Source organism: candidate division WOR-3 bacterium (genome assembly GCA_039804025.1).
Lineage (GTDB): Bacteria > Hydrothermota > Hydrothermia > Hydrothermales > JAJRUZ01 > JBCNVI01.
On sequence record JBDRZP010000012.1, the window covers coordinates 1 to 14,529 of the forward strand.

Here is a 14,529-nt window from a genome sequence, read left to right on the forward strand (position 1 = left end):
ATTATTTTGAGGAGGTTCGTAAATATATTAATTCTCTTTCCGGAGAAGATTTTCTTTACAAGGAAGGAGTTAATGTAAAACTTTCAATGGATTTAAGATTACAGAAAATAGCGGAGAAAATTGTTGATTCTATTTTACCTATTTATGATAAGAGAGTAAGAGCCTACCATAAAGGAAGATATAAAAAATCTGATTCTTTAAAACTGGAAGTTGCCCTGATTGCAGCTGATGTAGAGACAGGTGATGTTCTTGCTCTTATAGGTGGAAGAAACTTTTTAAAGTCGCAGTTTAACAGGGCAATTCAGGCTAAAAGACAGGTAGGTTCAGCTTTTAAACCTTTTATATATCTTACAGCAATTAATTCAGGAATTTTTCCTGGTGATCCGGTTGAGGATTTACCTTATGTTATAGAAGATGATGGTTCAGGGAAACCATGGAAACCAAGGAATTTTGATGACCAGTTTATGGGTCTTATTACAGTTAGGGATGCCCTTGCTCATTCAAGAAATCTGGCTACAGTTCATATTCTTGAAAAAATAGGTCCAGAATCAGTAATTGAGTTTGCTAACAGACTGGGTATAAAAGATTATATACCTCCTGTTCTTTCAATAGCTCTCGGTTCCCCCAGTCTTTCTTTGTGGGAGATGTGCGAAAGTTATCTTACTATTGCCAATTTAGGAAAAAGGAAAAAGATGCATTTGATAAATGAAATAGAACTTTCTAATGGTAATATAATTGAAAAATTTACATATGAACCAGAAAAAGTTTTTGATGAAAGGGAAGTCTACATTTTGGTAGATATGATGAAATCCACTTTTCAGTATGGAACAGCTTATTATGCAAAAGATTACGGTTTTAAAGCAATTGCTGCTGGGAAGACTGGAACAACTGATAAATATACAGACACCTGGTTTATCGGTTTTACACCTAAAATTTTATGTGGAGTATGGGTGGGTTTTGATTCAGTTATGACAATTTTTGATAGAGCTACAGGAGCTGTGCTTGCTTTACCCATATGGTCCCTTTTTATGAAGAGAGCAAATGAAATTCTTGGAATCCCAGATACTCTTGATTTTAAAAAGCCTGAAGGAATTTTGTATGCTACAATTTGCATAGAAACAGGAGAACTTGCTACAGAGTTTTGCCCTAAGAAAAGAGTTGAAATTTATATTGAAGGAAAAGAACCAAAAGTTTTTTGCTCAAAACATTTGAAAGAAAGGTCTCCTCTCAAAAGAGGAAAATTATAAAAAAATATTGAATTTTTGAAAAAAATTTTTTATAATTTATATTATGAAAGGAAGAATAAAAGAAACTGAATTAAACCGAAAACGACACAGAAAACTAAAGATTAAAAAATTGAGAGAAAAATATTTAAAGGCTCAAACAGAGGAAGAAAGAAAAAAAATTATAGAAAAAGCATTAAAAGTTAATCCCTATTTAAAAAACGCAGAGGATTTTTTAAAGCCAATAAAGGATAAGTTGCATAAATAGATAGTATCTATCTATTTATATTAGATTTGTTTGATTTATCAAAGGGTTCAAATCCCTATTTTAATATATTTTAAATATGAGAACTAAAGAGGTTTTAGTTCCTGAGATTGAGGTAAAAAAGAATATTTTATTAAAATCTGATGAAACTTCTTTAATTATTGTTGATATGCAGAATGATTTTGTGAATGAAAAAGGAGCTCTTTTTGTTCCTGACGCAAAAAAAACTATTCCTGTTATAAATAATTTAATAAAAAAATCAAGAGAGAAAAAGGTTAAGATTTTTTATACACAGGATTATCATGAGGAAGAGGATATTGAATTTCCTATATGGGGAAAACATGCTGTTAAGGAAACATGGGGTTCTGAAATAATCGAGGAATTGAAACCTGAAAAAGGAGATTATGTTATTAGGAAACTTAGATACGATGCCTTTTTTGGAACCCCCCTTGACCATCTTTTAAGGATAAATAATATAAAAAATGTTATAGTAACAGGAACTGTTGCAAATATCTGTGTCTTACATACTGCTGGTTCTGCTGCTTTACATGGTTATAAAGTAATCGTTCCTATGGATGCCATATCAGCAATAAATGAATTTGATTTTTATGCTGCATTAAGACAGGTTTCTTTTTTATATAAGGGTATAATAACAGAGGAAAAGGAAATAAATTTTGAATAAATATCCTGTTGTTCTTACCATAGCTGGTAGTGATAGTGGTGGTGGAGCAGGAATTCAGGCAGATTTAAAAACCTTTGCTGTTCATAAAACTTTTGGACTTTCTGTTATCACTGCTATAACTTCACAGAATACAGAGGGGGTTAAATCCATTCAGGGTATAGACCCTGAGATTGTAAAAGATCAGATAGATATGATTGCAAGGGATTTTGAAATTAAAGCCTTTAAATCAGGTATGCTTTATTCAAAGGAAATAATAGAAGTTGTTGCGGATAGAATAAAATTTTTTAATTTAAAAAATTATGTGCTTGATCCTGTTGTTTTTGCAGGTTCTGGAGATAGATTACTTCTTGAAGATGCAAAAAATGCTTTGATTGAAAAGCTTTTTCCACTTTCTCTTATTGTAACACCAAATAGATGGGAAGCTGAAAATTTTACAGGAATAAAAATAGAAAGTATAGAAAATGCAAAAAGAGCTGCTGAAATCTTAAAAAGTATGGGGCCAGAATATGTGGTTATAAAAGGGGGACATTTTGGTGAAAAGGCTATTGATGTTGTATATGACGGAAAAAAATTTGAACTTCTTGAAGGGGAGAAAATTAAAAAGGAAAAAAAATTTCATGGAGCTGGATGCACCTTTTCTGCAAGTATTGCAGCAAATCTTGCCCTCGGTTTCTCACCTTTAGAGTCTATTTCAAGAGCCAAAAAATTTATTGAGGGGGCAATAAAATATTCCTTTGAAATAGGGAAAGGCTCAATTCCTGTAAATCATATATGGGTTCTGAGCTGATTTTTTATAATGGAAAATTTGTAAAAAGTAAAAATTATTATAATCTTTTAAAAGATAGAGGTTTTAATTTCGGTGAATCAGTTTATGAGGTTATAAAATACAGTAAAGGAGTTTTAATATGTTTTGATGACCACATGGAAAGAATGGAAAAAGGATTGAATGAGATTATGATTAAAAATCCATTAAACAGGGATGAATGGAAAAAAATATGTCTAAAGGTAGCTAAAAAATTCAAAAGTGATGAATGCTCAATTTATATTCAGGTAACAGGTGGTTCAACAGAAAGAGAGCATTTTGTTAAAGCAAAACCAGAGCCCAATTATTTAATTTTTGCGCAAAAAATTCCTGAAATTCCTGAAAAATTTAAGATAATATTTTATCCTGAAATAAGATGGAAAAGGGCTGATATTAAAACGATAAATTTATTACCAAATGTTATGGCAAAGTTCCAGGCAAAGAAAAGGGGATATGATGAGGCGTTATTTTTTGAAGAGGACGGCTCTATAAAAGAAGGTTCATCAACCAACATTTTTTATTTTAAAAATCAAGTTTTTTTCACTCCTCAGCTTAATGGTATATTACCAGGTGTGACAAGAAAAAGGTTTATTGAATTTTTAAAAAATAAAGGTTTTAAAGTTATTGAAAATAGAGTTTATTTATGGGATTTATTTGATGCTGATGGTGTTTTTCTTACAGGAACAACAACAGAACTTAAACCTGTGGAAGTTATTAATGGAGTTGAAATTAAAGTTTTTAAAGATTATAAAAATTTAGAGAGAGAATTTATTGATTTTCTTTTAAAAATTTCAAGTTAGTGCTTTATAATTAATTCCATAATTAAAAAGGAGGTGAAAAATGTCAGAAGTCTGGAAAGGACCTTTAAATCAAATTGATGATGTTACATTTGAAATTCCCAAAAATTACAAACCTGGAATGAGGGTTCCTGGAATTATTTTTGCTACAAAAAAACTAATGGAAAGTATAGTTCAGGATAAAGCTCCTGAACAGGTTGCAAATGTAGCCCACTTACCCGGAATTTTAAAGGCTTCTCTTGCAATGCCTGATATTCACTGGGGATATGGATTCCCAATAGGAGGTGTTGCTGCAATGGATGAAAATGAAGGAGTAATTTCACCGGGTGGTGTTGGTTATGATATAAATTGCGGAGTAAGAGTATTAAGAACAAATTTAAAAAAAGAAGAAGTAGAACCATATCTTGATAAATTACTTGATACTCTTTTCATCAATGTTCCTTCAGGAGTCGGAGCTAAAGGTAAATTAAGGGTAAGTGAAAGAGATCTGGAAGATGTGATGGTTATGGGAGCAAAATGGGCTGTTAAAAAAGGATTTGGAACAGAGGAAGACTTAAAAAGAACTGAATCATATGGAGCAATGCCTGGAGCAGATCCTTCGCCGGTTTCAAAGAAAGCAAGAGAAAGGGGTATGCCACAACTTGGAACTCTTGGCTCAGGGAATCACTTTCTTGAGCTTCAAGTCGTGGAAAAAATTTTTGATGAAGAGTCTGCAAAAAAGATGGGTCTTTTTTTGGGGCAGGTATGTTTAATGATTCACTGTGGTTCAAGAGGGTTCGGTCATCAAATAGCTGATGATTTTATAAAAATAATGTTAAATGCCATGAGGAAATATAATATTGACCTTCCTGATAAACAGCTTGCCTGTGCTCCGATTAATTCAAAAGAAGCAAAGGATTATATAAAGGCAATGACAGCAGCTGCAAATTTTGCCTGGTGTAACAGACAGATGATCGCTCACTGGGTAAGGGAAAGTTTTGAAAAAGTTTTTGGAAAAAGTTCTGAAGAACTTGGAATATATATGGTTTATGATGTTGCCCATAACATAGCAAAAAGAGAAAAACATGTTATAAACGGAAAAGAAAGATGGGTCTGGGTACACAGAAAAGGAGCCACAAGAGCTTTTCCTCCTCATCATCCTGAAATACCCGAAATTTATAAAGAGATAGGTCAACCGGTTTTAATTCCAGGAAGTATGGGGACGGGTTCATATATACTTGTAGGAACAAAAACTGCGATGGAAAAATCCTTTGGTTCAACCTGTCATGGTGCAGGAAGAGTTCTTTCAAGAGCAGCAGCAGTAAGAGCTTCAAAAGGGAGGAATATAGAGGCTGAACTTTTAAAAATTGGAGTTAAAATAAGAGCAGCATCAAGAGATACAATGGAAGAGGAAATTCCTGATGCTTACAAAGACCTTGATATTGTGGTGGATGTTGTTGATAGAGCAGGAATTTCAAAAAAGGTTGCAAGATTAAAACCTTTTGGAGTTGTAAAGGGGTAGAGGTTATTTAAAACAATATAATGGGAAAGTCCTTTAATCTGATTATTAAAAAAGGAGAAGAAATTTTAAAAATTTTTCCGATAAAAAAAAATGAGATTTTAATAGGCAGAAATCCAGAGAATGACCTTGTTCTTGATGATTCCCTTGTTTCAAGAAAACATTGTAAAATTTTTTTAAAAGAAGATTCTATTTTTATAGAGGATCTTGGTAGCACAAATGGAACATTTTTAAATGGTCAGAGAATAAAAAGGGAAAGATTAAAAATTGGAGACGAAATTGGAGTTGGAATTTATAACTTGATTTTTACCACTCAAGAAATAACACTTGATGAAAGCACAAAACAGATTTTAAATGTAAGCAAAAGACTCTATTATATAGCAAAAGAGGAGAGAGAAAAAATTTTAAAACTTGAAGAAATGGCTTTAAGAGATGAGTTAACTGGACTTTTTACAAGAAGAGCTTTCTATCAGAAGATAAAGGAAGTTCTTTTAAAAGCAGAAGAAATTTTTATTCTTTTTATTGATATTGATAACTTTAAAAGATTCAATGATATTTATGGTCATGATACAGGAGACAGCCTTTTGGTTTTTATTTCAAGGATATTAAGAGAGTTAGAAGATAGGGGATTTGTTATAAGATGGGGAGGAGAAGAATTTTTAATAATTTTACCAGATTTTAAAAAAGAGGAAGTTATTAAAATTGCAGAGGATATATTGAATAAAACAAGAGAAAGTTCCCAAAAGGAAATAGGAGAGAGAGTCACTGTATCAATAGGGATAAGTTCCTGTAAAGAAAAGGAGAATATTGAAGAATGTATAAAAAGAGCAGATAAAGCACTTTTTTCAGCAAAGAATAAGGGAAAAAATAGATTTGAATTTAAAGAGTAAACCGTTTTAAAATTAATTCTTAAAAATTAAATTCGGTTCAACTCCGAAGGATTATTTAATTTAACTTATGAAAAAGTTTGTTTATTCTTTTGGAGATAATCAAGCAGAAGGAAATGCTAAGATGAAAGACCTTTTGGGTGGAAAAGGTGCAAATCTTCATGAAATGACAAGAATAGGAATAAGTGTTCCGCCTGGATTTACAATATCAACTGAAGCCTGTGTATATTACTTTAAAGAGGGTAAACTCCCTGAAGGTTTAAAAGAAGAAGTAGAGAATGCTTTAAGGCTTCTTGAAAAAAGAACAGGAAAAAAATTTGGAGACCCTGAGAATCCTCTTCTCGTTTCTGTAAGGTCAGGTGCAAGGGCTTCAATGCCAGGAATGATGGATACAGTTTTAAATCTTGGTCTTAACGATGAAACAGTAAAGGGACTTGCAGAAAAAACGAAAGATGAAAGGTTTGCCTATGATTCCTATAGAAGGTTTATTATGATGTTTTCAGATATTGTTTTAGGCATAGACAGGAAAAAATTTGAGGAAATAATAGAGGAGAAAAAAAGAGAAAAAAATGTTAAATATGATAATGAATTAAAAGCTGAGGACTGGAAAGAAGTTGTAGAAAGTTTTAAAAAACTTGTAAAAGAGGAGAAAAAAATAGATTTTCCACAGGATCCATATGATCAGTTATGGAAAGCAATTATTGCAGTTTTTGAATCATGGAATAATAAAAGAGCAATTGAATACAGGAGAATATACAAAATACCCGATGACTGGGGAACTGCATGTAATATTCAAGCAATGGTTTTTGGAAATATGGGTGAAGATTCAGGAACTGGAGTTGCCTTTTCAAGGAATCCTTCAACAGGAGAAAAGGAAGTTTTTGGTGAGTTTTTGTTTAATGCTCAGGGTGAAGATGTTGTAGCAGGAATAAGAACTCCTCTTCCCCTTTCAGAATTAAAACATAGAAAACCTGAAATTTATAATCAATTAGTGGAAATTTTTGAAAAACTTGAAAGACATTATAAAGATATGCAGGATATGGAATTTACTGTTGAAAAAGGTAAAGTTTATTTTCTTCAAACAAGAGTAGGAAAAAGAACACCGAGAGCAGCGGTAAAAATTGCAGTAAGTATGGTTAAAGAAGGAATAATTGATGAAAAAACAGCTCTTAAAAGGGTTTCTCCAGAAGACCTCGAAAAGCTTTTACATCCGCAAATTTCACCAGAATTTGAAAAGAAGAATTCAGCAATTGCAGTGGGACTTCCCGCATCTCCTGGAGCAGCAGTAGGAAAAATTTATTTTACAGCTGACGATGCAATGGAAATGGCTGAAAAAGGAGAACCTGTTATACTTGTAAGGGTTGAAACTTCTCCTGATGATATCCATGGAATGGTTAGGGCAAAAGGTATTTTGACAGCAAGAGGAGGTATGACTTCACATGCAGCAGTTGTGGCAAGGGGAATGGGAAAACCTTGTGTTGTTGGTTGTGAAGCCCTTCATGTTGATGAAAAAGGTAAATTTATGGAAGTTAATGGAAAAATTTTGAGAGAAGGTGATTATATAAGTATTGATGGAAATACTGGAAAAGTCTATGAAGGAAAGGCTGATCTTATTGAACCTGAAATTTTTCCTGAACTTGAAGAGCTTTTAAAATTTGCAGATAAAATAAGAAGATTAGGAGTAAGAGCAAATGCTGATACTCCTCGAGATGCAAGGAAAGCAAGGGAATTTGGTGCAGAGGGTATAGGTTTATGCAGAACCGAGCATATGTTTTTTGAAGGAGAAAGAATATACGCAATGCAGGAAATGATCCTTGCTGAAAATGAAGAAGAAAGAAAAAGAGCTTTGGAAAAGCTTTTACCTCTTCAGAGAGAAGATTTTTATTTAATTTTCAAGGAAATGGACGGTTATCCTGTGACTATTAGAACACTTGACCCCCCTTTACATGAATTCTTACCAAAAGATGAAGCATCAATAAGAAAATTAGCAAAAAGAACTGGAAAAACTGCTAAGGAAATAAAGAAAATTGCAGAAAGTTTAAAGGAAATGAACCCAATGCTTGGTCACAGGGGTTGTAGACTTGGTATAACCTATCCTGAAATTACTGAGATGCAAGCAAGGGCAATTTTTGAAGCAGCAGCTAAGGCAATAAAAGAAGGAATAAAAGCAATACCTGAAGTTATGATTCCACTTGTAGGTATAAAAGAAGAGTTAGTTTTACAAAAGGAAATTGTGGATAGGGTTGCAAAGGAAGTTATGGAAAAGGAAGGTATCAAGATTGATTACAAAGTTGGAACAATGATTGAAATACCGAGAGCATGTATAACAGCAGATGAAATAGCACAGGTTGCTGAATTTTTCTCCTTTGGAACCAATGATCTGACACAAACAGTTTTCGGTTTTTCAAGAGATGATATAGGAAAGTTTTTGCCCTATTATATTGATAAAAAAATTTTAAAAGATGATCCCTTTAAAACTCTTGATCAAGAAGGTGTTGGTGAGTTTATGAAAATTGGAGTTGAAAAAGGTAAAAAAGCAAATCCAAATTTAAAAATAGGAATTTGCGGAGAACACGGAGGAGACCCTGAGTCAGTGAAGTTCTGTCATAGAATAGGTCTTACTTATGTTTCCTGTTCACCTTTTAGGGTTCCTATTGCAAGATTATCGGCAGCACATGCTGTAATTGAAGAAGAAGATAAAAACCTTGTAGAGGAACATTATGGAAAATAAAAATTTAACAAAAAAAATTTTTTTCTCTTTATCTTTTATAATAACTTTTGTTATCTATCTTAAAACAACGGCTCCAACAATTGTTTTCTGGGATGTAGGTGAATTTTTGGCAACTTCCTTGATTCTTGGAATACCTCATCCTCCAGGAACACCTTTTTATGTTATTGTAGGAAGATTCTTTTCTCTGCTCCCTATACCCTTTTTAAATGTAGTCCAGAAAATTACTCTTGCTGCTATTCTTTCAGGAGCATTTTCAGCAGGGATCGGTTATTTACTTTTATATAAAATCTTTAACAGGGTTTCTAAAAAGCTACCTGATATTTTAAAGCATTTCTCTGCTTTTATGGGTTCTTTATGTGCACCCTTTACCTTTACAACCTGGTGGAGTGGAATAGAAGCTGAGACTTATGTTCCTTCAACCTTCTTTATTGTTCTTTCAGTGTATTTACTTTTTCTCTGGTGGGAGAAAAAAGATAAAAATGATTCCCTTAGGTATATTATAACAGCCTTTTACTTATTATCCTTAAGTTCTGGAATTCATTTACTTTCTCTTATTATAGTTCCTGTTTTGCTTATTTTCATTGCAGTTATCAAAAAAGAAGAAATTTTTAATATAGAATTTTTATCCAGTATAGGAATTTTCTTGCTTCTTGCAGGAGCTTTAAGGTCAACATATGAGCCTTTCAGTTTGAAGGCTATTCTTCTTTTTGTAATTACAGGTTCTTTATTTTCTTATACTTCCATATGGAAAAAGCATAATAAAAAATTTCTTTTTAATTCTTTTGAAATAATTTACTTTATTCTATTTATTTTATCTCTGGTTTCAGTATTTCAGCAGTGGAAAATTTTAATTTTTATTTCCACAACACTTTTATTACTTTTTACTTTCCTATATACAAAACTCTTTCTTGATGCAAGGGGTTTTGCTTTAATTTTCATAATTATTGGAGCTACACCTGAATTTTATCTTTTGATAAGGTCAAGATTTGATACCCCTATAAACCAAGTAGAACCAAAAACATGGCAATCCTTCTGGGATGTTTTATCAAGGAAACAATACGAACCTATGAATATTTTTCCAAGAAGGACAAGTAATGTAAGACAGGGAGAGTTTTTTTCAACTCCTGTTTATAATCAATTCTGGTCCTTTATAGATCAGATATGGGGATTTTTTTATTATTTTTCCTGGCAATTTATTCCCTTAATTGTAATACTTGGAATAATAGGTATAATTTCGCATATATATTCTGACTGGAAAAGTTTTGTTCTGTTCGGTGGAGCTTTTATAATAGGAACTCTTGGTTTAATAGTTCAATTAAATTTAAATTATCCTTCGACTCTAATAGATTTTTTAAATTTCATAAGGCAGTTTCCAAAATTTTTATATTCTCCAAGAATAAGAGAAGTTTTGTCAATATTTGATTTAAATAATCCGAGTTTCTTACAACTTTTAAACTCAATTCCTACAGAGGTTAGAGATAGGGATTACTTTTTTATTCCTGGATATTTTTTCTTTGGTCTTTATGCTGGATTTGGACTTTTTGAAATAATAAGACTTTCTTTTGAAAATTTAAAAGAAAAATTCAGTGTTTATTTGAAATATATTTTTATTATTTTTTCAATTTTTATTCCAATCTGGCAAATAAGTGCCTTTTATCATAAAGTTGATAGAAGTAAAAATTATATTGCTGAAGATTACTCTTATAATTTACTTTCCTGTGTTGATGATGGTGGAATAGTATTTACAAATGGTGATAATGATACATTTCCTTTATGGGCTTTACAGATTTTGTTTGGCTATAAAAAGAGTGTTATTGTTGCTAACCTTTCTCTTTTAAATACTGACTGGTATAACATTCAACTCAAGAGATGGGGAGTTCCTATTCATTTTACAGAGGATGAAATAAGAAAACTTATTCCTTTCAGAACAGAAAAAGATATTGTTCTTGTCAGAGATATAATGATAAGGGATATTATTGCTGGTGTATTTGGCTATGAATTTAATGAAAATACGAAAACAAGAACATTGCCAACAGGGGTTTCAATACCTGAAATTTTCTTATGGGATGGAAGAGAATTTATGAAGGAAGTAATTGAAAAAGGTAAAAACAAAATACCTAAACCACCTTTATTTTTTTCCATGACCTGTGAAAGAAAATCTTACAAGGATTTTCAAGATTATCTTTTACTTGAAGGTATGGTTTATAGAGTTACACCTTTCAAACAGGAAATTACATCACCTTTTGGAACAGGTATGGATGTTAGTAAAACAGAGGACTTTTTACATAATAGGTTTAGATACAGAGGGATATTGAAAGATGGTAAAAAAGATGAGAGTGTTTTTAAGGATTTAACTCATGATAGATTGCTTGGTCAGTATCGTTCTCTTGCGATAGTTCTTGGTCTTTATTATCAGAGTATTGGAGAAATTGAAAAGGCTATTAAAGAGTTTGAATTTTCTGAACTTTTCCAGGGTGATGTTCAATCAGGAGAACCTGAGGAAAAAAGGGCTTGGATTGCAGTGAAACTCACTCTTGCTGATCTTTACAATAGGATAGGTAAATACGAAAAAGGTTTATTGAAGGCTCAGGATATTTTAAAAGAAGCTCAGGCTCCTGAGATTTACAGGGTAATTGGTGAAAGTTATTTAGGACTTAAAGACTTAAATAAAGCAGAGGAGAATTTTAATAAAGCTTTGAGTTTTAGATTTGCTGATCCCTTCTTAATAATGGACTTTTTGACCCTATATAATCTGAAAGGTGATACACAAAAATTGAGAGAAATTATAAAACTTACCGAGAGGATGCGTAATCTACCTGAGCCTTTTAAAAATAAGATAGATTCTTTAAAAAAAACTTTAAAAAATAAATGATTGAGTATTTAAAAGAATTATCAGAATTAAAAGGTCCTCCTGGAAGAGAGGAAGAAGTTAGAAATTTTATTAAAAAAAGACTGGAGGAAAAAGGAATAAATTTTGAAGAGGATTTTTTTGGTAATGTTTATGTATATAAAGAAGGAAAAAATAAGACAGATTTAAACATTGCGATTATAGCTCATATTGATGAGGTTGGTTTTATAATTACGGGTTATACCCAGGACGGTTTTTTAAAATTTAAACCTCTTGGAGGACTTGAAGCTGAAATATTACCAGGAACTGAGGTTGAACTTCTAAATGGTGTTAAAGGTGTGGTCTCAAGTATACCACCTCACAAAAAAAGTGGTGTAGAGTATACTTTTGAAAAACTTGTAATAGATATAGGTGCTTACTCAAAAGAGGAAGCAAAGGGAAAAGTAGATATAGGTGAAGAAGGTGTTTTTTTGACTAAATTTGAAGAAATTGGAAAAGGAGTTTATAAGGGAAAAGCTTTTGATGATAGAGCAGGGAGTTCTATTCTTCTTTCTTTAATCCTTGATGATACTTTACCCTGTGATTCTGCTTTAATTTTTACAACTCAGGAGGAAACAGGTCTTATGGGTGCAAGGATTGCTTCGAAAAGAAAAAATATTGATCTTGCATTTATTATTGAAGGAACTTTTGCTTTTGAACCATATCACCCAGAGGAGGAGTATTACCCGAAGATGGGAGGGGGACCTGTTGTAACAAAAATGGATAGATCTCTTATAGTTGATGAAGTTTTAATTAAATATATAGAAAAGGCAGCTTTAAAAAATAATATTAAGTTTCAGTGGAAAATACCTTTAACCGGTGCAACGGATGCAGGAGTTATTTCTTTGACAAATAAAGGAGTAAAATCTTGTGTAATAGCTGTTCCATGCAGATATATTCATTCAAAAGCTTCACTTTTATATGAAGAGGATTTAATAAGTGCTAAAAAACTTCTTTTAAAAACTTTGGAGGAAATTTATGGAGAAAATTTTAAAGGAATTGTGTGAAACTTTTGGTCCATCTGGATTTGAAGAAAAAGTAAGGGAAAAGATAAAGGAATTAATAAAGGATGAAGATTTGGAATTTATTGAAGATAGATTTGGAAATCTTATTTTTCATCATAAGGGAAAGAAACCATCTCTTGCTTTTAATGCTCATATCGATGAAATAGGACTTGTATGTATAGATGCTGATAAAAGGGGATTTCTAAAATGTTCTCCTTTAGGAGGGGTTTATCCGCATCTTTACACAGGACACAGAGTAATTTTCAGAAATGGTGTGATAGGAATTTTTATTGGTAAAAACTGGAAAAAAGAGGAAATAAAAGGATTTGAGGAAATAATCATAGATATAGGTTGCTCTTCAAGAGAAGAAGCTTTAAACCTTGTTCCTGTTGGTGAACCTGCTGTTATTTATTCTAACTTTATAGTGCAGGATGATAAAGTGATAGCAAGGAATTTAGATAATAGAGCAGGTGTAAGTTTGTTAATAAAATTAATAAAGGATATAAAAAATTTAGAACAGGACATATATTTTGTATTTAATGTTCAGGAAGAACTTGGTTTGAGGGGTGCAAGAGTTTTTGCTGATTACTTAAATGCTGATTTTGTATTTACTATCGATGTTTCAACTACAGGTGATACTTATACTGAACCTGAAAGATCATTCAGACTTGGTGAAGGAGCAGGAATACGGGTTATGGATTTAAGAACTGTTTTTCCGTTAAAACTTGTAAATTATCTTGAAAAACTTGCTGAAAAAAGAGGTATTAAGGTTCAAAGGGATGCCGGGAGCTGGGGAATGACAGATGCTTTCTCAATTCAAACTGCAAGAGGTGGGATTCCATCAATAGCAATAACAATTCCCATAAGATACACACATTCTCCTTCTTCTTTAATTTTGTTGAAAGATTTAAAAGAAACATATGCTCTTTTAAAAGCTATAATTGAGGAGCCTCCTTCACTTGAATAAAAAAGAAAGAGGGATTTTTTTAAAAATAATACCTGATGGTGCTTCTCAAGTTAAAGACTTTTATTTATCTCCCTCTTTAATAAAATTTTTAAAAGTTATATCAATATTTATTTTAGTTGTTTTAAGTTCAATAACACTTTTTTCCTTATGGATGCTTGGAAATTTTGTAAAGATGAAAATGCTTGAATATGAAGCAAATAAAGTAAAAATTCAAGAAAAGAAAATAAAAGAACTTGAATCAAAACTTGAAAAATTTATACTTTTTTCAAAAAAGCTTGAAAATCTTTTAAAACCTGAAGAAGTTTTAAAAACTGAATTAAAAAATATTAAGGAAAACTTAGATTTTGCGCAATCTGAAATATCTGAAAATAAAGATAAGGAACCAAAAAGGAGTGCCTTATCTTTTGATTTACCTGTTAAGGGTATTATAAGTAATTTTTATTCACCTCTTCATCCTGGTATTGATATAGTTTCTTCATCTGGAACACCTGTTAGAGCACCTTTTGATGGAATAGTTAAGGAAAAAGGAATTGATGAAAATTATGGACTCTATTTATGGATTGAACACAGTGGGGGTATAAAGACTTTTTATGGACATTTAATGGAAATAAAAGTTAAAAAGGGAGAATGGGTAAGAAAAGGTGAAATAATAGGGAGGGTCGGGAATACAGGTAAAAGTACAGGACCACATTTACATTTTGAGATATGGAGTGAAGGTTTTCCTGTTAATCCATTAAATTTTACAAATTATAATATATTTGCTTTAAAATATAGGAGTAAATAAGG

General features: G+C 31.8%; 12 protein-coding genes. All 12 read left to right on the forward strand.

Going from position 1 to position 14,529, the window contains the following annotated elements; translation table 11 throughout:
* The coding region (locus tag ABIN73_05480) for a penicillin-binding transpeptidase domain-containing protein (protein ID MEO0269172.1) at window positions 1-1,247 on the forward strand (1,247 nt) is incomplete at its 5' end.
* A gap of 43 nt (window positions 1,248-1,290) precedes the next feature.
* Entirely contained in the window at window positions 1,291-1,491 is a 201-nt protein-coding gene (locus ABIN73_05485) for a DUF6800 family protein (protein ID MEO0269173.1), read from the forward strand.
* A gap of 76 nt (window positions 1,492-1,567) precedes the next feature.
* A complete protein-coding gene (locus ABIN73_05490; GenBank protein MEO0269174.1) occupies window positions 1,568-2,170 on the forward strand; it encodes an isochorismatase family cysteine hydrolase in 603 nt (200 codons plus the stop codon).
* Complete coding sequence (thiD, locus tag ABIN73_05495) at window positions 2,163-2,957, forward strand: bifunctional hydroxymethylpyrimidine kinase/phosphomethylpyrimidine kinase (GenBank protein MEO0269175.1); 795 nt, start codon at window positions 2,163-2,165, stop codon at window positions 2,955-2,957. The genes ABIN73_05490 and thiD overlap by 8 nt, the downstream gene beginning before the upstream one ends.
* Window positions 2,942-3,772 (forward strand): aminotransferase class IV, encoded by an 831-nt coding sequence (locus tag ABIN73_05500; protein MEO0269176.1) that lies wholly within the window; start codon window positions 2,942-2,944, stop codon window positions 3,770-3,772. The genes thiD and ABIN73_05500 overlap by 16 nt, the downstream gene beginning before the upstream one ends.
* 40 nt (window positions 3,773-3,812) lie before the next feature.
* The gene (locus ABIN73_05505; GenBank protein ID MEO0269177.1) at window positions 3,813-5,270 is read left to right on the forward strand and encodes an RtcB family protein; all 1,458 of its coding nucleotides are present in this window, start codon (window positions 3,813-3,815) and stop codon (window positions 5,268-5,270) included.
* A gap of 20 nt (window positions 5,271-5,290) precedes the next feature.
* On the forward strand, window positions 5,291-6,157 hold the full coding sequence (locus ABIN73_05510; GenBank protein MEO0269178.1) for a GGDEF domain-containing protein: 867 nt from the start codon (window positions 5,291-5,293) through the stop codon (window positions 6,155-6,157).
* Window positions 6,158-6,224: 67 nt separating this feature from the next.
* On the forward strand, window positions 6,225-8,885 hold the full coding sequence (ppdK, locus tag ABIN73_05515; protein ID MEO0269179.1) for a pyruvate, phosphate dikinase: 2,661 nt from the start codon (window positions 6,225-6,227) through the stop codon (window positions 8,883-8,885).
* Window positions 8,875-11,757 (forward strand): DUF2723 domain-containing protein, encoded by a 2,883-nt coding sequence (locus ABIN73_05520; protein ID MEO0269180.1) that lies wholly within the window; start codon window positions 8,875-8,877, stop codon window positions 11,755-11,757. The genes ppdK and ABIN73_05520 overlap by 11 nt, the downstream gene beginning before the upstream one ends.
* Window positions 11,754-12,779, forward strand: a complete 1,026-nt coding sequence (locus ABIN73_05525; GenBank protein ID MEO0269181.1) for a M42 family peptidase — start codon at window positions 11,754-11,756, stop codon at window positions 12,777-12,779. Before ABIN73_05520 ends, ABIN73_05525 begins: the two co-directional genes overlap by 4 nt.
* Window positions 12,751-13,743 carry a M42 family metallopeptidase gene (locus ABIN73_05530; GenBank protein ID MEO0269182.1) on the forward strand — a complete coding sequence of 331 codons (993 nt, stop codon included), beginning with the start codon at window positions 12,751-12,753 and terminating at the stop codon, window positions 13,741-13,743. The genes ABIN73_05525 and ABIN73_05530 overlap by 29 nt, the downstream gene beginning before the upstream one ends.
* The gene (locus tag ABIN73_05535) at window positions 13,736-14,527 is read left to right on the forward strand and encodes a M23 family metallopeptidase (protein MEO0269183.1); all 792 of its coding nucleotides are present in this window, start codon (window positions 13,736-13,738) and stop codon (window positions 14,525-14,527) included. The genes ABIN73_05530 and ABIN73_05535 overlap by 8 nt, the downstream gene beginning before the upstream one ends.
* Window positions 14,528-14,529: the final 2 nt, after the last annotated feature.

Coding starts and splice junctions, on each gene's coding strand:
- ABIN73_05505 (MEO0269177.1), top strand. CDS start 3,813: ATGTCAGAAGTCTGGAAAGGACCTTTAAATCAAATTGATGATGTTACA.
- ABIN73_05485 (MEO0269173.1), top strand. CDS start 1,291: ATGAAAGGAAGAATAAAAGAAACTGAATTAAACCGAAAACGACACAGA.
- ABIN73_05520 (MEO0269180.1), top strand. CDS start 8,875: ATGGAAAATAAAAATTTAACAAAAAAAATTTTTTTCTCTTTATCTTTT.
- ABIN73_05510 (MEO0269178.1), top strand. CDS start 5,291: ATGGGAAAGTCCTTTAATCTGATTATTAAAAAAGGAGAAGAAATTTTA.
- ABIN73_05500 (MEO0269176.1), top strand. CDS start 2,942: ATGGGTTCTGAGCTGATTTTTTATAATGGAAAATTTGTAAAAAGTAAA.
- ABIN73_05530 (MEO0269182.1), top strand. CDS start 12,751: ATGGAGAAAATTTTAAAGGAATTGTGTGAAACTTTTGGTCCATCTGGA.
- ppdK (MEO0269179.1), top strand. CDS start 6,225: ATGAAAAAGTTTGTTTATTCTTTTGGAGATAATCAAGCAGAAGGAAAT.
- ABIN73_05525 (MEO0269181.1), top strand. CDS start 11,754: ATGATTGAGTATTTAAAAGAATTATCAGAATTAAAAGGTCCTCCTGGA.
- ABIN73_05490 (MEO0269174.1), top strand. CDS start 1,568: ATGAGAACTAAAGAGGTTTTAGTTCCTGAGATTGAGGTAAAAAAGAAT.